This is a genomic window from Zobellia uliginosa, from assembly GCF_900156625.1.
GTDB lineage: Bacteria > Bacteroidota > Bacteroidia > Flavobacteriales > Flavobacteriaceae > Zobellia > Zobellia uliginosa.
In genome coordinates, this window is record NZ_FTOB01000001.1 from 479250 (window position 1) to 503109 (window position 23860).

General features: G+C 42.1%; 16 protein-coding genes. 3 read left to right on the top strand and 13 right to left on the bottom strand.

The annotated features are described in order from the left end of the window. Positions 1-4: 4 nt before the first annotated feature. The 5 genes from pbfA to BW980_RS02005 form a co-directional block, all read right to left on the bottom strand. Positions 5-1363 (bottom strand): (R)-1-hydroxy-2-aminoethylphosphonate ammonia-lyase, encoded by a 1359-nt coding sequence (gene pbfA / locus BW980_RS01985; protein ID WP_076453274.1) that lies wholly within the window; start codon positions 1361-1363, stop codon positions 5-7. Then, complete coding sequence (locus tag BW980_RS01990; RefSeq protein ID WP_076453275.1) at positions 1350-2621, bottom strand: ComEC/Rec2 family competence protein; 1272 nt, start codon at positions 2619-2621, stop codon at positions 1350-1352. The genes pbfA and BW980_RS01990 overlap by 14 nt, the downstream gene beginning before the upstream one ends. After that, positions 2622-4259, bottom strand: coding sequence for an alkaline phosphatase family protein (locus tag BW980_RS01995; protein WP_175609834.1), 1638 nt, complete (start codon positions 4257-4259; stop codon positions 2622-2624). 86 nt (positions 4260-4345) lie between these two features. Next, the gene (locus tag BW980_RS02000) at positions 4346-5791 is read right to left on the bottom strand and encodes a SusD/RagB family nutrient-binding outer membrane lipoprotein (protein ID WP_076453277.1); all 1446 of its coding nucleotides are present in this window, start codon (positions 5789-5791) and stop codon (positions 4346-4348) included. Between the two features lie 31 nt (positions 5792-5822). Continuing rightward, complete coding sequence (locus BW980_RS02005; protein WP_076453278.1) at positions 5823-9041, bottom strand: SusC/RagA family TonB-linked outer membrane protein; 3219 nt, start codon at positions 9039-9041, stop codon at positions 5823-5825. Between the two features lie 272 nt (positions 9042-9313). Between BW980_RS02005 and BW980_RS02010 the strand changes: the two genes are divergently transcribed. Further along, positions 9314-9880: a helix-turn-helix domain-containing protein gene (locus tag BW980_RS02010; RefSeq protein WP_076453279.1), complete on the top strand. Its 567-nt coding sequence runs from the start codon at positions 9314-9316 to the stop codon at positions 9878-9880. Between the two features lie 80 nt (positions 9881-9960). Here the strand turns inward: BW980_RS02010 and BW980_RS02015 are convergent, their stop codons facing one another. The 4 genes from BW980_RS02015 to BW980_RS02030 all read right to left on the bottom strand — a co-directional run bounded on the left by BW980_RS02015 (position 9961) and on the right by BW980_RS02030 (position 13490). Beyond that, complete coding sequence (locus tag BW980_RS02015; RefSeq protein WP_076453280.1) at positions 9961-10638, bottom strand: phosphonatase-like hydrolase; 678 nt, start codon at positions 10636-10638, stop codon at positions 9961-9963. Beyond that, positions 10631-11794, bottom strand: a complete 1164-nt coding sequence (locus tag BW980_RS02020) for a TIGR03364 family FAD-dependent oxidoreductase (RefSeq protein WP_076453771.1) — start codon at positions 11792-11794, stop codon at positions 10631-10633. The genes BW980_RS02015 and BW980_RS02020 overlap by 8 nt, the downstream gene beginning before the upstream one ends. A 2-nt stretch (positions 11795-11796) precedes the next feature. After that, on the bottom strand, positions 11797-13089 hold the full coding sequence (locus BW980_RS02025; RefSeq protein ID WP_317042167.1) for a DUF5690 family protein: 1293 nt from the start codon (positions 13087-13089) through the stop codon (positions 11797-11799). A gap of 152 nt (positions 13090-13241) precedes the next feature. Further along, positions 13242-13490: a hypothetical protein gene (locus BW980_RS02030; RefSeq protein ID WP_076453281.1), complete on the bottom strand. Its 249-nt coding sequence runs from the start codon at positions 13488-13490 to the stop codon at positions 13242-13244. 479 nt (positions 13491-13969) lie between these two features. Here BW980_RS02030 and BW980_RS02035 point away from each other — a divergent pair, with 479 nt between their 5' ends. Together BW980_RS02035 and BW980_RS02040 are read left to right on the top strand one after the other, a co-directional pair. Further along, a complete protein-coding gene (locus tag BW980_RS02035) occupies positions 13970-15316 on the top strand; it encodes an exopolysaccharide biosynthesis polyprenyl glycosylphosphotransferase (RefSeq protein WP_076453282.1) in 1347 nt (448 codons plus the stop codon). A gap of 318 nt (positions 15317-15634) precedes the next feature. Beyond that, positions 15635-16837: a sensor histidine kinase gene (locus BW980_RS02040; RefSeq protein ID WP_076453283.1), complete on the top strand. Its 1203-nt coding sequence runs from the start codon at positions 15635-15637 to the stop codon at positions 16835-16837. Between the two features lie 186 nt (positions 16838-17023). On the opposite strand, the gene BW980_RS02045 is transcribed toward BW980_RS02040, so the two are convergent. The 4 genes from BW980_RS02045 to BW980_RS02060 form a co-directional block, all read right to left on the bottom strand. Beyond that, positions 17024-17647, bottom strand: coding sequence for a hypothetical protein (locus tag BW980_RS02045; protein ID WP_139327573.1), 624 nt, complete (start codon positions 17645-17647; stop codon positions 17024-17026). Between the two features lie 144 nt (positions 17648-17791). Further along, positions 17792-18421, bottom strand: coding sequence for a collagen-like protein (locus BW980_RS22880; protein WP_076453285.1), 630 nt, complete (start codon positions 18419-18421; stop codon positions 17792-17794). Between the two features lie 214 nt (positions 18422-18635). Beyond that, the gene (locus BW980_RS02055) at positions 18636-19517 is read right to left on the bottom strand and encodes a helix-turn-helix domain-containing protein (protein WP_076453286.1); all 882 of its coding nucleotides are present in this window, start codon (positions 19515-19517) and stop codon (positions 18636-18638) included. Positions 19518-19786: 269 nt separating this feature from the next. Beyond that, positions 19787-23680: a hybrid sensor histidine kinase/response regulator transcription factor gene (locus BW980_RS02060; protein ID WP_175609835.1), complete on the bottom strand. Its 3894-nt coding sequence runs from the start codon at positions 23678-23680 to the stop codon at positions 19787-19789. Between the last annotated feature and the right edge of the window lie 180 nt (positions 23681-23860).

The following is a 23860-nucleotide window of genomic DNA, read 5'->3' on the forward strand; positions in this document are numbered from 1 at the left end:
TGGTTTAAAGGTTTAGCGAAGTAAGGGAATTATCGACAATTTGAATGGCCTCTTTAAGCTTATCTTCGGTAATGGTGAGGGCAGGGGCCAGTTGGAGTACGTTACCGGCCGAGACCTTAAAGCTAAGTCCGTGCTTTAGACATTCGTACATAACTTTTTCCGCTTCGTTTATGGCCTTCTTTTTGGTCGTATGGTTCTTTACCAGCTCAATGCCCCAGAGTAGGCCCAAACCGCGAACATCGCCTATAATATCATGCTTTGCTTGAAGCCTGTTCATTTCTCGGTACATTAAGCCCTTATCTTTTTTCACTTTGTTCAGCAGTCCTTCTTCTTCGATGATTTCTAGGGTTGTCAAGGCTGCGGCGGCTCCGAGGGGACTCTTTTCATGGGTGTAGTGGCCCAAGGAAATATCACTGAATTTGTTATAGGCATCACGGGCAACGATGGCGGCTTGAGGAAAGATACCACCTCCAAGGCCCTTTCCCAAACAAAGTATGTCCGGTTCTATATCGTAATGCTCAAACGCAAACATTTTTCCCGTCCGGCCCAGGGCTATGGGAATTTCATCTAAAATCAATAGCACGCCATATCTATCACAAAGTTTGCGGGCTTCTTTCCAAAAAGCTTTGGAGGGAACCTGTACATCGGTATTCCGTACGGTCTCGGCCAAGAAAGCCCCTATATCGCCTTCCTTTGCAAATACGTACTCTAGATATTCTAGGCATTTCGATTCATTGTTTTCATAAATACCACGGTAGGTCACTGGTGGTGGAATACGCTCTACCCCTGGCATCATCGGTCCCATGTGTTCCCTGAAAACAGATTCCCCGCCCACGCTAATGGCATCTAACGAGGCACCGTGAAAGGAGTCCCAAAATGAAACTACCTTGAATTTGCCGGTGACCGCCCGTGCCAGTTTAAGGGCGATACCAATGGCGGCACTTCCATTGGGGGTCATAAGGGTACGGTTGAGGTCCGATGGCAAAAGCGAAGCCAGTTTTTCGGCAAAATTAATGGCCGTTTCATTGGTGTACCGCCGGGTAGAAAAGGTCAGCGATTGCAGTTGTTCGGTAAGGCGCTGTACGAGTTTGGGGTGCGAAAACCCCAACTGATGCACGTTGTTGCCATGAAAATCAAGATATCTTTTACCGGAAAGGTTTTCTATATAGGGCCCCTCACAGTTTGAAAGCACGTCTAAACAGGGAGATGATAAGGCCTGATGAAAAAAATAACGGGCATCTTTTTCAAGAAGGGCTTTTGTGCTTTCATCGACCTCATGGTCTAACCAAGCTTGTCTGGCGGGGGTGTAGTTAATATCGCCCTCGGTTCTTTTGTTAGGTTTTATTTTTTTATTCGGATGCATAGGGACCGTGTTCTGATACAAGCTCGCGCTGTTCTGAGCTATCGTTCAATATAAATATTTTATAGGCTTTTCCTCCTCTTTCAACCCGTACGACCACATGTCCGTTTTGGCTTCTGTACTGATCTAATCGGTTGCCAATGACCTCTTTGTTGGCTTGCAAAAGAACCGTGCTAAAAATGTCACGTTCTCCCGGATAGAGTTTTTGGGAGGTAATCCGGCTCAAGACTTCTTCTCCCGGATGGTCGCTAGACCAATTTTGTTGTATCCAGATGCGGGGCCTTAAGCTGCGTACGTACAAGCTGTTTTGGGAATCGCGATTGCCATGGTGGTTTAAGGTGGCTACATCAACAGGGCCGACGATAGGGGCAATGTTAGATTCCAATGAAGCAATATCGGTGCCGCCAAAAGTGTCGATACCGCTGATATCCCCTCCGGTAAAATAGTCGAAATCGCCATAACTGATTTTGAGGCAAGTGCTCAAGGGGTTCTCGCCGGAATATTCGCCCTTTTTGAATAGTGAAAAGGTTTCGTTTGAACGGCCGGTCCATATACGACCGTTAACCGCAATGTTCCGGATACTGAAACCTGGAAAATCGTTGGCTTGTGTTTTAAGTGCGATCTGGTTTACTAGGCCCGCTTCAAATGGTTTATGTTGGAGTCCGGTAGCCTTTGTTTGATGGGAAATGAACTTCCAGTAGTTCTGAAGCGTGGGAATCATTCCATAGGCATCGTTTTTATCGATTTTCTTTTGGGTTTCAGTATCCTTGAGGTCGATAGGAAAGTGGCTTCCGCGGTCTAGAAGGGTTTTAATGGGGATGTGGTGGCCTACTTCGGTTATTCCGGTCAGGGCGTAATTCCCTTCTTTTATTAGTTTTCGATTGGGGTCCATTTCCCCAAAATGGTCATCATGGTAATGGGTGATAAGGGCGTAATCGAGTTGTAGGGTTTTGTCTTTTGGAGCGAATTGCCGGATATAGTCAACAATCCATTCCGGAGCCGATTTGGAACCGTTTGGCACCAATTTGGCATTTCTTGCGGAAAGGGTCCGGGCATGGGTCTCTGACATATCGCCCGCATCAATCAAAAGCGTAGTGCCGTCCGGAAGAATGAAAAAAGCAGCATCGCCACGGCCAGTGTTGATATGGTGTATGTCTAGCATGCCATATTCCCAAGGGGCCAGTTCGGTACTATTTTGCTGGGCACAAACAGTAGTGCCCAGCGAAAACAGCGTTATAAAACAAAAATTGAGAAACTTCATTTAATTGGCGATCAATAAAGGGTGGCTTAAAATTTGTTTGACCGTGTCTCCTTCCTCTACGAAAACATCAAGCCAGCCATCGCCCCCACCGTTAAACCAAAGGACTTTGAGGGTGTGTAGGCCGCGTTTTAAATTGATCGAACCGTCTTTGGTCCTTACCCCGTGGTCTCCGTCGTTATCCACTACCAGTTCGTTATCGATAAAGAGCTGACTGCCGTCGTCTGAACGTAGGTAAAACCTAAAATTTTTGGTTTCGTCCACCTGTATGTTAGCGGTGAATCGCACTGCCGTGTTGGGTTTTATTTTATCCCGTATCTCATCGGAAGTAATTTCGAAAGAACTTCCTATTATATCTGGCTTTTGCGAGCCCAGGGCAGGTAGAAAGGAAAGATGGTCTTTATAGAAAATTTCATATTTCACGGGCGTTTTAAGGTCTCTTGGGTGGATTCTAAAAAAAGCCTCTGCTATCGGACTGTTAATTTTTCCATCTCTGAACATCGCACTTTTTACTACCGTATTTTGGGTTAGCGGGATGGTCTTTTCGTAGGTTTTGGAAGTTTTTGTAGGCAATGAACCGTCAAGCGTATATCGGATCGTTCCGATTGCATTGGGGTTTTCGATTTTCAGGGAAGCCTTTTCGACGAAAAGTCCGCCTGCCTTTTTGTAACCATCTCCTTTTGGGGAGAAAAGAGGTTCCTTCAACTGCTCAAGAAGCGTATAGTTATCTTTAATTTGATAACCTTCAAAAGCCGAGAGTACAGGTTTTCCGATCCAAGCATATGGGGTTTTTAGGCCCAGGGCAAAAGCAACGGTAGCCGCATTGTCATACTGGTATATCGGATGGGCGATCTTGTAGTTTTTCTTGACCCCCTTGCCCCAAACAATAAATGGAATTTCAATTTCCTTGAGTGATTCTCCACCGTGGCCTTTTCCTAAGCCGCCATGGTCGGCACTAACAATGATTAGGGTTTTGTCCTCTAGACCAGATGCTGCAATTGCCTGTAAAACTTGCTTTAAAAGCTGATCGGCTTTTTCTACGGATTCGTAGTACTTTGGCGTTCCATGGCCGTACTCGTGGCCGGCGTGGTCTACATGGTCAAAATGGACGAAGGTAAGTTTTGGTCTTTTGGTTTTAATGTAAGAACTGGCCAAAACTGCGGTTTCATCTTCCGTTTCCGGACTCACATCATAATCGACCGCACTTTTCTCGAACAACCTTCCAAAACCGCCCCAGTGGTAAATGGCACCTATTTCGGCGGAAGCAATCTGGTCATGGGTCAATTGAAAAATGGTGGGGAATATGAACTCCTCACTTTGTGTAACCGCGGGAAGCGTAAAATTATCACGTTCCCAAGCATTGGACGTTATACCATGTTGCTCGGGTCCGGCTCCCATAATCATTGAGGCCCAATTGGTACTTGAACTGGTAGGAAGCACAGCCCTGGCATGCAAGGAATAGGCACCTTCTTGCATTAATTTGTCAAAGGTAGGGGTGTTTGCGTTTTGGAGCCCATCTGGACTCAGTCCGTCAAAACCTATGACCACTACGTGTTCAATGTCTAAAGTAGGTACTTCTTGACCACTAACGCTTCTGGACCATATTCCGCAGAGCGCTAGCATAGGCATGAGTAACTTCATTGGTTTCATAATTTGAAAAATTAATTATAACAATGCTTTTGCCTTGGTTGTTACGATGGGCAAAAGCATTGCTGTTTATAAGAAGGTTAGTACCTTGTTCCGGTCTCCCACCATCCCTTAGAGTTTATATTATCCCCACCAATTGCTTCTACTGCAGCTTTATAGTTTATTTCGTTCAATGTTTGTTCAGAAGAAGGGTATAGAAATCTAACCGGGTAAAGACCTTGGTTTTCATTGTCCGGTCCGGCTTCAAGTGCAGGAAGGCCTGTTCTCCTATAATCGAACCAACCTTGGTAATCTACATTCCAAAGTGCTAGTGTTTTTTGGGTCATTAGTAATTCAATGCTTCCATCGTAAGCTACGGAAGGCTGTGCTAAGTAAGCATCAATAACCGCATCGTCTGTTACGCCCCAATACTTCATGCTTTGGCGAATTCCTTCATTGTAAAAAGTTTCGGCATCACCGGAAATAAATCCTCTTTCTGCGGCTTCGGCCAAAATAAAGTTCACCTCAGAGCTTTTTATAATATAGGCCTCAGCCTCAGTTCTTGAAAAGTAGAACAATTCAACATCTAAACGGCTAGGGCTGTTGGCATCGTCATACGCTCTAGCATTATCTTGGTTTAGGCCAATAGGGATGCCCACATATTCTCCATTATTGTTACGGTCAAACCAAATATCCAATCTAGGGTCGTTAAAACGGGTAAGGTATTCAAGTCCGGTAGTACACAAGCTTTTCTCGTCAAAACCACCAATACGGCCTGTACTTTCCGGCCAAGAGTCAGTATTTGAAGTTCCGCTGAAAGTTAAGGTAGCATTGTCATCATTGGTCATAATATAGTTTCCGGCACTAACAATAGCTTGCATTTGGGCCGATACGTCTCTTTGTTTTGAGATTCGCAACAAGTAACGTAAGCGAAGGGAATTTGCTAGTTTTCTCCATTTTGAAGCATCACCATCAAAAATAACATCTCCGGTTGAGCCTGTAATGGCTTCACCTAGGGCCAAAGCAGCATCGGCATCAACTAAATCTTGAAGAACACCGTTGTAAACCGTTTCTTGATCATCATATTTTGGGGTGAAGACCGCATCTGTTTTTCCGGTAATAGCTTCCGTATAAGGAACGTTCGCATAAAGATCCGTTAAATTGGCATAACAAAGGGCTCTTAGGGTTAGGGCTATGCCTTCATAAGTGCTGTTCTTTGTTTCCTCTGCTCTAGAGATTTCTAGAATATCCGTTACTTCCGGTAAAATTTCATAGAAAAAATTCCAAAGTCCTTGATCTCCCCATTCAAATTGACCAAAACCAGGGAAGTTATTCTTTGCCATTAGCTGGGTAAGAGTATTTCCGTCTGAATATCCTTCAGATGTTAAAGTGCGGGCAATTTGTGAAGTTGCCGTAGCGGTAAGTAGATTGGCACTTACCATTTCGGGAGCATTGGGGTTGGTATTGGTTTCTTCAAAATCTGCGGTACAGCCCGTTAAGCTTAAGCCGGCTAGAAGAATTATGGTAAATATTTTTGATGTTTTCATCTTGAATATGTATTGTATTGATTAATTCTAGTTAGAATTCTATGTTTATGTTAAATCCATAGCTTCTTGTGCTTGGCAGGGCCATATCCTCTACGCCGGGAACTACACTTCCGCCCGAAAAAGATATGGTTTCCGGGTCTACATGGGGGTTTTCCGTCCATAGTGCCAGGTTACGTCCAACAAGAGAAATACTGGCGGAAGCAATTGGGGTTTGGGCGAACATCTTTTTAGGGAAGTTGTAACCGAATTTTACTTCTCTAAGCTTTACATAACTAGCATCGTACATTGTAGTCTCCTCATTGCTTCGGTTGTACACGGTAGAGTAGTACCCGGATGCTGGAACATTTATGGTGTTCTTTTCATAAACTGGGTTCTCTGCAGTTCCGGTATTTATTACTCCTTCGGCAACAATACCCGTTTCACGCCCTTCCGTAGTAAAATCCAATAGGCCTGTAGTACCACCAATGGAGACTGTTCTTGAATGGTAAACACCACCTTGTCTCCAATCAAAAAGAACGCCTAGATTTAGGTTCTTGTAACGGAAACTATTTTGAAACCCTAGCATAAAATCAGGGTTGTAGTTCCCTAAGTTTCTAAGTTCACTGTCTCTTGAAGGGAGGCCCGTATCTGAATTGATAATCCACTTTCCATAATGAGGACTGTTGGTGTCCGTTACTTTTACGAAACCTGTACCGTATAGATCGCCCATTCTCTCTCCTACCTCGGCCCCTACAATAAGGTAGTTTTCTTTTATCTGATAAAAAGGAAGCTCGTCTGCTAGTGCTATAATTTTACCTCTGTTGGTGGTGAAGTTAATGTTGGAGTTCCAAGTAAAGTTTTCAGATTTGATCGGGGTGGCGTTCAAAGTAATTTCAAGACCTTCGTTTCTAACCTGGCCGGCATTGATTACCGTTTTGTTGTAACCTGAAGTATTGGAAACAGGTAACGAAATAATTTGGTTCTTGGTTTCCGATCTATATAATGCCACGTCTAGTCCCAAACGATTACTAAACAACCTTAAGTCCGCTCCAACCTCAAAAGAATTGGTTCTTTCTGGTTTTAAGTCCGGTAGTTTTAATTCGGAAGGAGAATTAACTCGTGAAAAACCATTGAATGTTGTTCCAAAGCCGTAGGTCGATAATAAGTTGTACGGGTCAGTATCGTTACCTACACTTGCCCAACCTGCCCTTAATTTTGCAAAAGTTATGGTTTTGGGGAAGGTGAACATATCCGATAGAATTAAACTAAGACCTGCCGAAGGATAAAAATAACTGCTGTTCTCTAAAGGAAGGGTGGAAGACCAATCGTTTCTTCCGGTTACATCTAAGAACAGATAATCTTTGTAGCCAAAATTTGCGAAAGCGTACAGACTGTTAATTTCCTTTTTATCATCATAATCGCTAGACGTTAGGGGTTCTGCCGCATTTCCGAAATTATATATACCGGGAATTGAAAGCGAGTTGGCACTTACTCTTTGATATCTATTTTTAACGATACGGTTATTGCCCCCAAAAGAAAGGCCAAAATCAAAGTCATCATTGAACGTAGTGTTGTAGCCAAGAAGGAAATCGGTGTTCTGCTCAAAAGCATAGATATTATCTTCTCTATACTGGCCCTTTGGAAACCGCTGCGTAGAATAAGCTCTTTTACGCATGTTCAGTTCGTTGGCATAATCAAATCCGGTTCTGAACATAAAATCTAGACCTTTGGCCAGTTTAATGTCTGCACGCATATTGGTAATAACACGGTCCTTGTCAAGACTGTTCGTGTTTTCGTAAACGTTAAAGAAAGGGTTGTCGTGGTAGTTGTAATTGTAATTGTACTGTTGTACGCCCTCTAAACCTGGTTGCCAGTAATCGCGCAGCGAGTCCATATCAACATGTTGTCCGAACCAAACCCATAAGTACATAATATTCTCGGTGCCGTACGAGTTTACAGGGCGGTTTCCGGAATTACTGTTTACGTAGTTCATAGAACCGGAGACCTTAAGCCAATCGGAAAGTTGATACGATCCGTTAAGTGCATACGAACGTCTATTGTAATCTGTATTGGGTACAATGCCCTCGCTTTGCAAATCGGTAAAAGAGAGTCTAAAGTTTCCTTTATCGTTTCCCCCGGTTAGTGCAATGTTGTTACTTATGGTATGACCGGTCTCAAAAAAACTTTTAATATTGCCGGGTCTCGATAAAAACGGAGTAGCAATAATTTCATCGGAAAAAGTGCCATCCGCATTTCTTGGTCGCACATGAACATCACCCGCACGCAAACCGCTGGTTGTTGGGCTGTCATGCTGTGCAATCAATTGGCCGTTTAAAGCAGGTCCCCAACTTTCGTCAACATGATCGTTTACACCTCCTGTAATGGAACGGTTTTGACCACCATCGGCAAAGGCGAACTGACCGTTTGATCCTTGACCATATTCGTATTGGTATTCTGGAAATGTTAGAATAGACTCAAATGTGGTGTTGTTGGTGTAAGAAACACCTATACCTTTGTTGTTCTTTCCTGATTTTGTGGTTATCAATATAACCCCGTTGGCACCTCTTGAGCCGTAAAGGGCTGTGGCACTTGGTCCTTTTAGAACGTTCATGGTCTCTATGTCGTCTGGGTTAATGTCTTGGGCGCCGTTTCCGTAGTCTACTTCCATGTTACCTTCGTTAGAACGGCTACTTACACTGTTGTTGATGGGAATACCGTCAACTACGAAAAGTGGTGAATTCGCGTTTGGACTTGGGTTTAATGAACTTTCCCCACGGATAATAATTTGAGAAGATGAACCTACTCCAGAATTGCCACCGGTAACTTGCACACCTGCAAGTTTACCCGCTAAGGAGTTGACTACGTTTGTTTCTTTTGCTTTGGAGATGTCTTCTCCCGAAACTTTTTGAACAGCATAGGCCAATTTCTTAGCTTCCCTTTTAATACCCAAAGCCGTTACTACAACCTCGCCCAGTTGCTCTGAGTTGGGCTGTAAAACGATAGTTGCCGTTGTTTTTCCGGAGGTGTCGAATTCCGAAGGGATGTATCCGAGATAGGATACTACTAAAATTTCATTTCCTTGGGGTAGCTCTATGCTGAAATTACCGTCAAAATCTGTAGCAACACCAGTGGAACTTCCTTTAATAACTAAGGAGGCACCTGGTAATGGTATTTGGTTTTCATCTAGTACCGTTCCCGTAAAAGTCGTCTGTGCACGGGCGGCCATACTGACCAATAAAGTGAATAAGGCTAAAAGAACTGTTCTTTTCATTTTTTCGTATTTGTAAACTTTGGTTAATTATTATGCAACAAATATCCAATGAACAGGTTAAGCGAAATGTCTTTAAATATTAAGTTATTGCAAGATTTTTGCGAGTGTTATTATAAAAATGTTATCTTAATGTTATTTACAAATAGTCAAATAAACATTTTGTAATTATGACTAGATAATCGGAGGGATATCACCTGAAAACCGTATTCTATTTGTAGGTTTAGGTGTTATAAAATTCTTTTGGTAGTAAGTTTGTACAGTAAATTTTAGTTATGGAAGATTACCTAATAGGTATAGGAAAACGAATAAAGGAAATACGAAAAGAGAACAATAAGACCATTAGCGATATCGCACGCGTAGCCGAAGTGACCGGTGGTTTGATTTCGCGAATAGAGAATGGCCGTACCATACCATCTTTACCGGTACTGTTGAAAATCATCAATTCATTGGAAGTTGAGGTAACCGATTTTTTCAACGGCATGGCCCAGGTAAACGGCGCCAAATTTATCGTTTCCCGTAAAGAGGATAATACCAGTATTGAAAAGGAGGATAGTGCCGTAGGTTTTAATTATACCTATATTTTCGGCAAACAACTTTCCTCATTAGGTTTTGAGACCATTTTACTTGAAATACAGCCCAATTCGGAGCGGGAGAAGGTAACGACCGATGCCTATGAGTTTAAATATATGCTATCGGGGGAATGTTATTATATTATTGATGAAGAAGAGGTGTTGTTAAAAGCCGGCGATTCCATTTTCTTTGATGGCCGCATTCCACATGTGCCGATCAACCGAAGTACCGTGCCCACCAAAATGTTGGTTGTTTATTTTTTCATCTGAACATTATAAAAACGAAACGATCCGTTACCATGTTGGGTAACAGATCGTTTGTTGTAGCCCTATACCGCTATGGTAGCAACTTAACCCATGATATAATGGGGAAGCTCTACAAGTGAGCCCAATACATAGGTAGGCTCGGCAGATTGTAATTGTGCTGCCGTGTGGGCCCCGGTGCTTACACCAATGGTTACACCACACCGTGCATTCTTTCCTTCTTCTATATCAATGATGGAGTCACCGGCTTTCAATACTTTACCGGCATCGCTTACTTCTAATAGTTCCATGGCTTTAGAGATCATAGCCGGGTGGGGGCGTCCTTCCGATACATCGTCAGCCGTAACGAGTGCGTCGTATTGCTGGCCTTTTATCCAGTCCATTTTTTGTAGTAGCAATTCGGCAATGGCCCTGTTATAGCCTGTGTTCAAGGCAATTTTTATTTTGCGCGATTTTAGTTCGGCCAGCATATCTTCTACCCCTTCAAATGAAGCGACCTTCAATTCACGATAGGCATCATCTAGCAATTGCTTAAAATCTTGAAAAATAGCTTCGGAAGCTTGGTCTTTATGAATGTCAAGGGCTTTTAGGATATCTTTTATGGCCTGATGTTTCTCTTTTCCAGCGCCATGTTCAAGAACGAAATCTAGATGTAGTTCGTGACCGGTCTTGTTAATGGCCTTTTGGAGGGTTTTGTAAACGATATTGTTTTCGTTAACGACCGTTCCGGCCATGTCAAATACTGCTAATTCTATGTTATGCATCTTGTAAATTAAATATTGAATTGATGTTTTCTTTGGCAAAGCCTGCACTACCGGTCATGCCTTTACCACCTATGCCGGTTACGATATGAATGTTTCGGTCTATGGTCCGTTGGTAGATATCGGCCGATTTGCATTGGGAATAGAGACCGTACCAACGGTTTTGGATCCTATAGGTAGGAAGGTCGAATATCTTTTTGGCTTCTTGGAGAATGAAGTGGTCAATATCCATATTCAAATCTATTCCCAATTCTTCTATGCGCGATGCCGGTGCGTATTCGTGAGAGTCGCCGATAATGATAGAACCGTCTGCGGCCTGCTTAAAAAGGATGTGTACACCCCATTTTTTTTCAAGGGATTCATGGTTTTCCTTGGCCTTGATGGCCGAATAGGAAGGGCATTCCGCAAAAGCCTCATAACGACGTATGGAAAGACCGGTCAGAACGGAGCTGGGTAATTTATAATTGGGTTGTGGTTGGGTCTGCATCATCTGTAATTTTGATACGATAAGGTCGCTTTCGGCAAATTTGTTCGGATATAAATTTTTAAAATCGCTACCGTTACAAATAATGACCTTGGTGCCCGAAAGGGTCGTGTTGTCCGTACTGTGTACTTGTACCCAGTTCGTAAGTGCATTGCACTCTATGACCGTTTTATTGAAAAAGATTTCCAGGCCTAATTCCCTTAGATAATCTTGGAGTCTGCCTATCATCAGCCGGGGTTCTACCATTATCTCCTCGGGAAAGAAGAGTCCCATTTTTACATAATCGCTACGGAGGCCTGGGTATTTTTCAAGGCATTCCCCTTGGGTCAATAATTTTGAAGGATATGCATTGGCGAGGTTTATGGCATTAAGCTCGAGCAAGAGTTGCGTTTCTTCTTCGTTGGAGGCTATATAGATGCTGCCCTCCTGGCGGACCGATATATCGAATTTTGATTGGATGCTTTTGTAAATGGCTAAGCTTTCGCGTCCGTAAAGTTGCCATTTGGAGTCCATGCCCGAGGGCACTACCTGGCCAAAATTCCGTACCGTGGCACCTTGGGGTTTTCCGTCTTTTTCAAGTAAGGCCACCTTAAGGCCTTTTTTTATGGCATGGTAGGCATGAAAGGTCCCTAGAGCACCCCCGCCAACTACGATCAGGTCATATTTATTCTCCATGGTCATACTATCTGTAGTTCATTTTTTAATGTCAGTTGTTCCCGTCTGTATTTTTTCTTAAAGTAGCGTAATGAGCAAGTGGCCACGACAAGACCGATAAAGGCTATGGCATAGGTTCCATAGCTAAAGAACTGTAGCCACGAGACGGAACCTTGGCCGAAATTCTTGTAGAGTAAAACCGCCATGCTTCCTAGGTATCCGAAGGCATCGGCTATATAGATGAGGTAGCCTGCATTGCCTTCGATCTTAAACGTAGCTATCATCCTGTCAAAAAAAATACAATTGAAGGGGACGTAGCAGATGTAGAGCCCCAAGCCAATTAGAATCATCCAAAGTACAGGGCCTATGGCTTGGTTTTGAAATAGTAATGTACTGAGGCCAATTAATAGGGCGCCGAAAATGAGTAGGTAGTGATAGGTGACAAAGGCGCGGTAGTTGTTCTTTACAAAAGCAAAGAGTCCGATGGACAATAGTACGATCACTGCTACCGGAAGTTCCGAAAGCGTATAGATAGAGGCATTGTTTTTAAAACCGACGGCGTCCCATATTTCTCGTGAAAAATTATCCCGAAAATCGCGTATGGCCGTAAGGCTGATATAGAAAAAGACAAGAATCAAGATAGGAAAGAAAAAGTTGGACAACACCTTTTTGCGATCGGCCCGACTCATGGGCTTGCGTTCTTTTCGCAAGATTTTATCCTCTTCCGTGGGTTTGGGAATACGGTCGAGCAAGATGGCAAAAGCCAAAAAGGGAATCAGGAAGACGGCGCCTGTCAGGGCGGGCATCCAAATTTCGGAAGCACCCGTGGCCCGCATCAATAAGAGTCCCGATGATTTTACCGCCCCACTGGAAACAATGAAACTCGAACAGAGGGTAACCCCTAAAATTTCTGTAAATTTTCTTCCTTCCAGATATGAAAAAACAATACCCCAGATCATTCCTAAGGAGAGACCGTTAAAAAACATAAATACAATGTTATAAGGAGGAGGGGTCAGTCCGAAAAGAACCAAACTCAATTCGGCGAGGGATATCATGAGCAGAAGGTAGGGCAGTCTATTGTTGGCCCGAAGCTCTGAAATAAGCTTAATACCAATGAATTTGGAAAGCATATACCCTAAGACCTGGGTGATTATCAAAATGATTTTGTAATCGATACCCATAAATGAAAGTTGCTCGTAAGTGGCAACGGTAAAAGGTTTGCGAAATGCGTACATACAAAAATAGGTGCCGAAGGAAGCAAAGGTACCATAGGCAAGAAATCGTATGTCTTTATGTTGTATGCTAATAGCTGCCAAAAGTTTACTAATAGTAAATATTGAAATGCAAAATTGACTACAATTTCACTATTTGTAAATTTTAGGGCGTTAAGAAAAGCTTACGAGGTAATTATTTAATTGTGAAGGAAAGGGGGGTAAAACCTGCTATTTTTTGTTTTGGGCGAAGGTGTTTAGTGTTCCGCTTTGCTGTAATCGATAGATACGGAACCGTTGACCAATCTGTTTTCGTTATCGATACCACTAAAGACCCCATCATGTTTTTCGCTATCTTCTTTTAAGAAGTAAGTTTTAAAATACACATCTACATGGTCAAAAGCGATAATTCCGGCAAAATCGAAACTAAAACGAAGCACCGACCCTTTGTTCATCAAGTCTAAATTGTCTTTTTCGAAGTATACGTTCTCTGTCTGGACGACCATTTTGTAATTGGCGACCTGTCACAACTCAGGGAAGCCTTTAATATTTCTTAATAAAATGTTAATTCAAGTATTCGTGATTTCAAGGGGGTTTTGCTGATTGATTCAAGATTATACTTTTTTAAATTGAATTATCATCTTCTTTCTGTGTGAAGTATTGATAAATATATATCGATTTAAGTATATCTGTGAAAATAATTTATCGATATGCTGTTTTCTCGGTGAAAGATGTATTTACTTTAAGCTTCATAAGCATACCTACTTTTGTTGCAAATTGAAGAAACGTAGTAAATCAAGCCCCCCTTTTTTTAGGTTCCTTGGTTTGCCTTCCCCAATGTTTTTTCACTTTCATTGGGTTTCAACCTATTGAATAAATAGGGGTCTATTTAGAAGGGCAATGTCATATCCCCATATTTTAGATTCCGAGAACAGCAGTTCGATAGTTGATACTTTTTGTCTTATAACTTAAAGAGATGATGTGTATGAAAAAGTCTTTGTTGATCATTCCGTTTTCAGTTCTAATGCATTTATGTATTGTTAATGGGGTACTTTACTTCATGACCCCCATTACATATTTGGAAGGAAGCAATGCGCTCTATTATAATTTGGCTTGGCTCATTGCAGCTTTCAGTCTTAATTACTACCCTACGGAAAGAAGGGAAAGGTTTGAGACCAATCTGGGCAAATATTTTAGGTTGCTAGGTATTTTTGGGCTTGCCTATTTTGCGCTTTATGGCTTTAAATCTAATGGAGTTTATGCTTTTGAATACCGTGCTTCGGTCTATTTGGTCATTTGTTTGTTCATAACCATTTATAGGTCTTTCTTCTATTGGGTTAGGACCAAGTACAGGTTGTACGGCGGAAACTTTAGAAACGTAGTTGTAGTTGGCCGGGATAAAAACCTCAAGAAAATCAGGAAGGTTTTTGATCAACCTGAATTGGGGTATCGGTACAAGGGTTTTTTTGACGACCGTCCTTCTGTGAGTCCCACCTATTTGGGAAAGATGAACGATTGTTTTAAATACGTGCTTGAAAATGATGTTGACTATATCTATTGCGTGACATCGAACCTTTCAAAAAAGGAGCTGGAGTACCTTATTACTTTCGCCGATAACAATTTGAAGAAATTGATGATCATTCCCGATAACAAGGAGATTTTTACACGTTCCATGTCTATTGAACTCTATGACAATATACCGGTTCTCGCAATGCGAAAATCGCCATTAGAACTTGAATATGCACCGATCATAAAACGGACCTTCGATCTTTTGTTCTCGTCCTTTGTGATTCTTACGGTATTGTCATGGCTTACCCCTATTCTCTTTGTGTTGATGAAATTAGAGTCAAAGGGTCCCCTGTTTTTCAAGCAAAAAAGACATGGGGTCAATAGAAAGCCTTTTTGGTGCTATAAGTTTAGGTCTATGACACAGAATGCCGAGTCGGATACCCTTATGGCCACTAAAAACGATATGCGGGTTACCCGTATCGGTAGAATATTACGAAAGACCAGTATCGATGAGTTACCTCAGTTTATCAACGTTTTTCTGGGCAATATGAGTGTGGTCGGCCCAAGGCCACATATGGAGTCGCACACGGAAATGTACGAGACCTCTATTGATAAGTACCTAGTTCGGCATTTTGTAAAACCGGGCATTACGGGCTTGGCACAGATAAAGGGCTATCGGGGGGAGATTATGAAAAAGGCCGATATTGTCAATCGTATTCGGTTCGATATTTTTTATACCGAGAGCTGGTCTCTCGGACTTGATTTGAGTATAATTTATTTTACGGTAGTAAATGCCATCCGTGGAGAGGAAAAGGCATATTAGACCGGTTAAGATGATTAGGCTTGAATCGTCTGCCAGAGAAGTATAAAAGGGAACCGCCAATTGTTTTAGGCGGTTTTTTTTGAAGTATTACGGAGGCCTTGGCCAACTACGAGATTCGCTTATAGATGCCCTATATTCCGGTCTTTCCATGTTTCAGGGTCTATTTTTCGAAACAGAAAAGGAGGTTTAGATAGTGTAATTTACAAACTATAGGGTTTTGATGGGGTTGTGATTTGATATTCAGTGTTTTGTAATCGTTAAAGAAAGTTTTTCCCTACATTTTTTTGTTGTACATTAAATGAATCTAAACCTAGGTGAATGATTAAACCGGAAATTCCACTTAACGAAGAGTACAGGCTCAAGGCCTTGGAAAGTTTTCATATCCTGAATACCTTGGAAGAGGAAGAATACGATGCCATAACCCATATTGCTGCAGATATCTGTAATACGCCTATGGCCCTGGTCTCCTTGGTAGATTCAAATCGGCAGTGGTTTAAATCGCATTACGGTATCGATGCCACGGAAACACCCCGTGACCTTGCTTTTTGTGCCCATGCCATTAATGCGCCCGAAGACTTGTTCGTTGTTGAAGATGCGAGTCAAGATGACCGTTTTCACGATAATCCTTTAGTTACGGGCGGGCCAGGGGTTCAGTTCTATGCCGGGGCACCTTTGACGACCAAAGAGGGGCATTCCATCGGTACCCTATGTGTTATTGATACCAAGGCTAGAAACAACTTCACCGATCGACAAAAGGCTTCCTTAAAGGCGTTGGCCAATCAGGTAATGGCCCAATTGGAACTTCGCCGCCAAAACATCCTTCAAAAAAGAATAAATAATGAACTAAGTGTAAAGAATGCCCAACTCAAGCATTTTACCTATCGGTTGGCCCATGATTTAAAGACGCCCCTTTTAGATATTAGCGCTTTGGTCGGCTTTATAAAGGAAGATTACTCCCATTTATTGAAGAATACCGAAATTGCTGAGTGGCTTGATACGATAGACAATCGTGTGGGGTATATGGATACTTCTTTCCATGGTATTATGAACTATATCAACATCATGAACGATGAAATCGAGGTGCAAGGTTTTCACATTGAAACGGAAATCAACGAAATCGTGAAAAAGTCCGGTAGAACCACTACTATCGATTTGAAACTTGAAAATTGCGATCACGAAATAGTTCAGTCTTTAAAAAGCTTCGTTCAGATATTTTTTGAATTGATAATGAATTCCGTAAAATTTTCGGACCGATCGGTGACCGAAATTCAAATTGTATTCTCGAAAGACAACGATGGTTATAATTTTACCTACCAAGATAACGGGCCGGGCATACCAGAGAAATATTGGGATAAGGTTTTTGTTATGTTTGAAACTTTAAGTTTTGAAAACACCATGGATACAGGCATTGGTCTGGCCACTATCAAGGCTATTGTAGAAAAGCTTGGCGGAACGATAGAGTTAGGCCATAGGCCCGATAAGCGACCAGGGGTCTATTTTTGCCTGAGGCTTCCCAAGTGAACATAGGGGGCGACCCAACGTATTCTACATTGTTTTGTACAATGAATGGTTAGAAAACGCCAGGTAAACGTGTTCCTCCCCCTATGCCTTTGGGGCAACTTCTCTCTTGCAACCCGCTATGGGTTGGGTGAATACCCGTGCTTCCACTGATTTTACCAAGATAGAACCTTTGCTACTCCTAATGGCTTACTTAAGTTCATAGGTTACCGCAATGTCGTAGTAAAATTCACCTGGTGGTCTATCGTAGTATAGGCTAACCCCATATTGTTTTCCGTAAACGCTTCCATTTTCTTGTACCGATATGATGTCACCTAAATCTTTATGCATGGTTTTGGCAAGAAGCGAGGCTTTTTCATATGATTTGTCAAAGGCCATCTGGGTGATTTTTTCTGCTTCGTTGTTATCGATATGAATATTTGAGGTCATATTCAGGCTCTGTATAAGGGGAGATTTGATTTTCAAAAACTGTCTCATGTTCTCGGCCGATTTGGTCTCATATTGATAGATAATACCTTCTTTATTATATCCCATTGTTTCAAAACCAAAGATGCCCGGATGCTCTTTTATATCCTTCCAAGACAAGCCGTTATCCTCGATTAGTTTTTTAAAGTGGGCTCTCATTTGATCGATCTGCATTTTGTTGATGCTTTGGTCGGAATAACTGTCGGTTAAGGAGATGTCTGCCCTAAAAACAGGTTCCGGGTCGATATAGGTCACTCTTGCGTTCACTTTTATCGTATTCGGTTGCTGTTGCGCCATTGATAAGCTGCAGAGGAATAATAGAAGTAGTGTTATGCTTTGTGTCTTCATATTTGTTTTTTTATGATAAGGTAATTTGGGTGAGAATGTTTTGTTCTTGTACCGTTGGTAGACTTCTGCCTCAAGAAGAAAGCCTATTGCCAAGGTTTAGGTAGAAAAAAGGAGGCCGTTAACAGCCTCCTTTTAGAACTGGCTTTATTTGGGAATATTAAAATGTGCCACGATCTCGTCATAGCTCATTTTGGCATAGTCTAGATGCTGTTGCTTAGATAGACTACCCGGACCTTCGTTGCCTTCGCTTGATTGTCCGCCCGGTATGAGCACATAGCGGTATTTTTCGAAATAAGGTGATCCTACAGAGGAACCATCTGTTGAGAGAATGGTTATTCTGATCGTACCGACTTTTTCCAGCCTAAAGGCGTGTTGGTTGTTGCCGACGACCTGTGGTAACGGAAAGATGTCGTTACCCGTAAATAATTCTTCGTTTCTGCCATAGACTATGACCACGCCATCGTTCATAATATCATTGGTCAATCGCTCGGCCTCTATATCAATGCCTGCTCCGGTAGCTACAATGTTATTGTCGAATGTCGATGGAATCCAATCGGAAAAGATAACATTGGCCGTGCCCGTGGCACCATCTTCACCATCTTCACCGGGTTCCCCCTGCGCTCCATCCGCTCCATCTTGGCCGTCTGCACCAGCGGGTCCAGTCTCTCCTTGTATGCCTTGAGGTCCTTCCGGCCCTCGGTCTCCTTCTTTGGAACAGGCGATGGTAAGCAATCCGAATAATGTTAGAAAAAGTACGTTTCTTAAAGTTTTCATAGTAATTGTTTTTAGTTTATAATTCACTTGATTTAATAGAAAGGAATCGTTGCTTCCCCTTATTTTAATTGTTGTTGTTCTTGAATGTCAAAGTGTTCTATAGGCTTGCTAGTGTTGATTTTTTCGACATGGAAACTTTTCTTGTTAAGGTTACCGATGCAAACCTAATCGTTAAGGGAAAGGGGCGAGTCCTGTATCTTTCGCATTTAAAAAATCAGGATAATAGGCAGCAATCGTTCTTGTACTGTAGTGGGGTAAGGCCCGTATGTTTTTTAAAGGCCGAATAAAAGGCGGATTTTGAATTGAACCCGGCTTCGAGGCCTAAGGAAACGATCGTATAGTGGGCGTAGCGGTCAGAATTTAAATTTTGTTTTACATCTGCAATTCTATACTCATTGATAAAATCGATAAAACTTTTGTTCAAAAGACTGTTGACCATACTTGATAGATAGCATGCGGATATACCCAGTGCCTCGGAAACCGAGTTCAAGCTCAGGTTAGGGTTGCGGTACAGCTTTTTGAACCGCATGAGTTCTTCCAGTTTTTTAAAGTATTGGTTGGCCTTGGTAAAGTTTTTTTTGGTCTTTACGTGCAGGGCTTTGATCCTTTGGGCACAAAGTGCGGCAATGATATTCAATAGATGTAGGTGCTTCTCCGTAAAAAAGGCCTTTTGCGGATGCTCAGAGTCTATAATGCCGAAGAGGGTGTCGTTTATGATAATGGGTACACAAATTTCCGAAAGACGCGCAGCATCGTCAACGATATATCTTGGGTCTTTTGAGGTATCGTTGATGATTTCGGCTGATTTTGACATAGCCACACTACCTACGATTCCCTCGCCCAATTCGAGTTTGATCCGATTGTGTATGCGCTGATCGAACGGGTTTTTAACGCCATACGCGGCATGTTGGGTCAATAGGCAGGTTTCGTTATCGTAGGTGTAAATAACGCAGTCAATGAATCCCAATCGATGAATCACGTTTCGGGTAATGCCCCAAAGTATTTCGTCAATAGTTTCTTTGGAGCTTAAAGAGGTTGAAAAGAAGCTAATGGCCCTGATTTCTTCTAGGGTACTCAATGTGGTGTAATCTTGCATAATCCAAGGGTTTTAAATTTGAGGGGGAAAGGATAAATACCGTTCGGAATATCATAGATGTGAGTTAGGTGGGATTTTGATGATTCTTGATGATGGTGAAAGTTGGTATATAAAATGCCTGCTTGAAGCCGTTAGAAACGAAATTACAAGCTGTATGGGAAATAGACCTTTAACATTGTTGTCAAAGTCTGGATTATTGGCTCATGGAGCATAATACTATTGGAGTATTGTTGCCTTATTTAAGATGAAATAAGGGTTAATTGTTTGTTTTACAGTCTTTTATGTGTTTCGCTCGGGGGGTAGCCAAAAGTTTTTGAGAAGACTCTTGAAAAGTAGGCGGGATCGTCAAAACCGACTTCATATGCCACTTCCGAGACGTTTTTCTGGGAAGTTTTTAAAAGCAAGCGGGCTTTTTGAAGCCTTACGGTTTGTATAAACATACTGGTTGATGCCCCGGTAAGTGCCTTGAGCTTTCGATGTAGATGGCTTCGACTAATACCCAATTCCCTGCAAAGTTCTAAAATGCCGAAACCGGTATCGTCTATATTTTTTTCTATGATGCTTCTTACTTTAAGAACAAATTCATCGGTTTCGATGGCACCTTTTGAATTTTGGCCGTCCCAAAAAACGGGATTGCGATATTTCTCGCGTAACACCTCCCTTTGCGCCAGTAGTTGGGCTATACGAATGATAAGTTCCTTTTCGTCAAAGGGCTTTTTCAAATAGGCATCGGCACCAAGTCTTAATCCCTCAAGTTTCGACTGGGTATCTGATTTGGCCGTCAGCATGATTACGGGTATATGATTGGTGATAGGGTTCGACTTTATGGCATGACAGATCTCGAATCCGTCTTTTCCGGGCATCATCAAATCGGTTATTACCAGGTCGGGCACGGATCCGAGAACATTTTCCCAGCCACTATCGCCGGTCTGGCTAAAGTTCAGTCTGTACTCTTGGCTTAAAATAGTCTCCAAATACGAACAGATGTCCAAGTTGTCCTCTATGATTTCAATCAAAGGCAGTTGATGGTCTATGCCCTTGTAATCTTGGGTCGGCTGGTTTCTAGTGAGATATTCTTTAGGTTCTTCGTCGTACGAAATTTGCTCCGTGGCTTCGTTTAAAATAGGGAGGCTTATTTTAAAACAGGAGCCTACTTGCAATTTACTTTCAACCTTGATAGAACCCTTCATAAGATTCACCAATTCTTTGGTAAACGATAATCCGATACCCGTTCCGGCCAATTGCCCTTTGGCTTGGTAGTACCGGTCGAAAATCAGTTCTGAATCTTCCTTTGAGATACCGATACCATTGTCTTTTACGACAAATTCGGCCTTGTCGTCTTTCTGTGCTATTTGAAGATAGATGTCTCCCTTTATGCCCGTGTTTTTAATGGCATTGGATATCAGGTTAGAGAAAATATGTTTTATTTTTTGGGGATCGAAATCCATGTAGAGCGTATCTACTTCGGATAGGAAATGCAAGCGTATTTCTTTTGCGCTGGCCAAGGATTCGAACGAACTCGATATATATTTGAGATATACGATAATATCGCCTTGCACCATTTCTAGTTCCAATTTTCCCGCATCGAGTTTTGAAAGATCAAGAATTTGGTTGATAAGATCGTTCAGTTCATTACTGTTTCTGCTTATGGTCTTTGCGGAATGGGCTATGCCTTTATTTCCTTTTTTCTGTAGGGTATTGGCCATACCTGAAATAATGGTCAAAGGTGTTTTTAGTTCGTGGGCAACGTTGTTGAAGAAGCTGGTTTTAAAGGAATCGAGCTCTTGAAGTCTGTTTTTTTCCGCAAGATCGAGTTTTCTTTTCAGAAGGGAGGTGTGAACGGCAAAGAGCAAGGATATTAAAAGCAATACGTATGAGGCGTATGCCAGGTTGGTTTTCCACCAAGGTGGATTGATTACGAAGCTCATCCGTATGACATCGTTCGTAAAATCTAGATCGGGGTTAATGGCGGCCACTTCAAGTCCGTATTCGCCCGGAGGCAAACTATTGAAGGTTACACTGCGATCGTTCCCATTGTCTTGCCAAGTGTCGTAAAGGTTGTCAACCTTGTATTTGTAGATCGTTTTTTCGGCCAAATGGTAATTCAGGGTCGTAAAGTTGACCGTAATCGAGTTGTTGTTATGGGGCAACACCAAGTGTTTATGTTTGGGGGAAAGTTTTCGTATTTGTTCCTCGCCCGATTTCGAAAGTAATCGCGTGTCAGTAAAAAAGAAGTCGATTTTAGGTCTTTCAAATTCCCTGAAGGCACTAGGGTCGATGATCTCTAGGCCATTGTCGGTTCCGAAAAATAAGGAGCCATCGTGGTTTTTGTAGACCGAAGACAGCAGAAAGTTGCTGCTTTTTAAGCCATCTTCCTGACCAAAAAAATTGAAGAGACCTGTGTTTTGGTTTAATTGAAAAATACCGTTACCAATGGTACTGCCCCAGATATTGCCAAAATTGTCTTCTACCAAGGCCATGATTTTTTCATCTTTGAGCCCGTCTTTTTTAAGGTATCTCTTAATTTCAAAGCTTAGGGGGTCAATGGCGTTCAAACCGGCATCGGTTCCGACCCAAATAGTGCCATCGGAAGCTTCTAGTAAGGAAGTGGTCAAGCGATTGGAAAGACTGTTTTCATTTCCCGGTACATAGTTGATGTTTCTAAATGCCGCGGTATCGCCCGATTTCAGTCTTTGGGGGTTCTCTAAAAGATAGACGCCCGATTTTAAGGTGCAGGCCCATAATCTACCTTTGGAATCGATGAGGAGGTCAATTCTCGGAAAGTCTTTTAAGGTGGGAATGTCGGCTATGTTATAGGTTTCAAACCGATCCGAAGCTTTGCGGTAACATACCAAGCTCTCATCGGAAATCATCCATAGATCGCCCGTTTTGTCTTCGGTTATCGACCAGCCTCCCCTGAAATATGAAGCAGATAATACTTTTGTTTTAAAGGAAGCGGTGTCTATCTCAAATAGGCCATTGCCAATAGCGAAAAGCCTACCGTCATCGGAAAGGTGCATGCCATAGATTTTCTTCGGAAGAATTTCTTGAAGCTTTTTTTCCTTATCCAATGAAAAGAGTCCTTCGTTGGAAGCGATGAGCAAGGTACTGCCCACCTGATAAAATTCGCGTATATCGTTGAGGTTTTTGCCTTCAGGAAGCAGATGGCTCGAATGAAACCTTGAAGTAAAAGTAGAGATGAGTGCCAAGCCTTTGTTGGTGCCTATCCACATATTTTTATGGAGGTCTTCGAAAAAGCTGAGTGCCTGTACGCCTGTCATATCTTTTTCGAACATGCTTTCATAGGAATGAAATTCTACCGAATCGAGGCTTTCGTCCACAATTGAAATGCCATTTTCCCCACCGATCCAAATTCTATGCTCTGAATCTTCAATAATGGGACTATTGGCAAAAAACAGCGATACCAGGTTGTCGATCTTAAGACGTTTAGAGATGTTGTAGGTTCCGTTTGCACCTTCAAAGACCAATAATGAATTTTTTACAAGGGCTAAAAGCCTATTCTTTGAATCAAAAAAGATTTTTTCTATGCGTTTTCCCGCATTTTCGAATAGCAGCGTATACGATTGGGTTTGGTCATTATAGGTGTAAACCTCCGTTCGGCCCAGAAAGAAAATTTGGCCCGATGGATTGGTGGTGATATCGATGACTCGTTTATCGAATATTCTTTCAAAGGTATTTTTGTTCTGTCTTTTTAGAAAAAGGCCATCTTCGCTCGCTATATATAAATCTCCTTCTGTAGAAGGGGTCATTTTATTGATCGATGTAATGGTATCATTTTCGTAGACAAAGGCTTCGTGGGTAAATTCATTTTTCTCTACATCGATTCGGTCGAGACCTCCATAGGCAACACCAAGCCATAGTTCGTCTTTCGATTTTTTTGCGATGCACTTGACCCAATTGGCAATCGGACTGTTGGAGTCGTCGGGGATATGGGTATAGCTTTTAAAGGTGTAGCCATCAAAACGGTTGAGACCATATTGGGTAGCTAGCCAAATGTAGCCCTTGTCATCTTGTGTAATATCGGAAATCCAGTTGTTTGAAAGCCCGTCACGGGTATCCCAAACCTTGGGTTTATACTGTGCATTGGCACTGTATGAGAAAAGTACCAAAAGAACTCCGCAAAGTTTAGTAATGAAACGCATAAGATTATAAATGGCCATGTTATTCAAGATTGCTCCTTTGGCTTGAACATATCCTTTAGAAAGCGATCGAATTTATAAAGGTACACAGTTGTTGTATCCCAAGTGTCGATTTTTTGTATCGATGACCGGATTTACGGTATCAATAGACGTGAATTGAGTATTACCGGAGAACTTTAATCG

Excerpts from the sequence above, each read along its gene's own strand:
- BW980_RS01990 (WP_076453275.1), bottom strand. The coding sequence starts at position 2,621 with ATGAAGTTTCTCAATTTTTGTTTTATAACGCTGTTTTCGCTGGGCACT.
- BW980_RS02040 (WP_076453283.1), top strand. The coding sequence starts at position 15,635 with ATGATTAAACCGGAAATTCCACTTAACGAAGAGTACAGGCTCAAGGCC.
- BW980_RS02005 (WP_076453278.1), bottom strand. The coding sequence starts at position 9,041 with ATGAAAAGAACAGTTCTTTTAGCCTTATTCACTTTATTGGTCAGTATG.
- pbfA (WP_076453274.1), bottom strand. The coding sequence starts at position 1,363 with ATGCATCCGAATAAAAAAATAAAACCTAACAAAAGAACCGAGGGCGAT.
- BW980_RS02045 (WP_139327573.1), bottom strand. The coding sequence starts at position 17,647 with ATGAAGACACAAAGCATAACACTACTTCTATTATTCCTCTGCAGCTTA.
- BW980_RS02015 (WP_076453280.1), bottom strand. The coding sequence starts at position 10,638 with ATGCATAACATAGAATTAGCAGTATTTGACATGGCCGGAACGGTCGTT.
- BW980_RS01995 (WP_175609834.1), bottom strand. The coding sequence starts at position 4,259 with ATGAAGTTACTCATGCCTATGCTAGCGCTCTGCGGAATATGGTCCAGA.
- BW980_RS02035 (WP_076453282.1), top strand. The coding sequence starts at position 13,970 with ATGAAAAAGTCTTTGTTGATCATTCCGTTTTCAGTTCTAATGCATTTA.
- BW980_RS02060 (WP_175609835.1), bottom strand. The coding sequence starts at position 23,680 with ATGCGTTTCATTACTAAACTTTGCGGAGTTCTTTTGGTACTTTTCTCA.
- BW980_RS02030 (WP_076453281.1), bottom strand. The coding sequence starts at position 13,490 with ATGGTCGTCCAGACAGAGAACGTATACTTCGAAAAAGACAATTTAGAC.
- BW980_RS02000 (WP_076453277.1), bottom strand. The coding sequence starts at position 5,791 with ATGAAAACATCAAAAATATTTACCATAATTCTTCTAGCCGGCTTAAGC.
- BW980_RS02055 (WP_076453286.1), bottom strand. The coding sequence starts at position 19,517 with ATGCAAGATTACACCACATTGAGTACCCTAGAAGAAATCAGGGCCATT.
- BW980_RS22880 (WP_076453285.1), bottom strand. The coding sequence starts at position 18,421 with ATGAAAACTTTAAGAAACGTACTTTTTCTAACATTATTCGGATTGCTT.
- BW980_RS02010 (WP_076453279.1), top strand. The coding sequence starts at position 9,314 with ATGGAAGATTACCTAATAGGTATAGGAAAACGAATAAAGGAAATACGA.
- BW980_RS02020 (WP_076453771.1), bottom strand. The coding sequence starts at position 11,794 with ATGGAGAATAAATATGACCTGATCGTAGTTGGCGGGGGTGCTCTAGGG.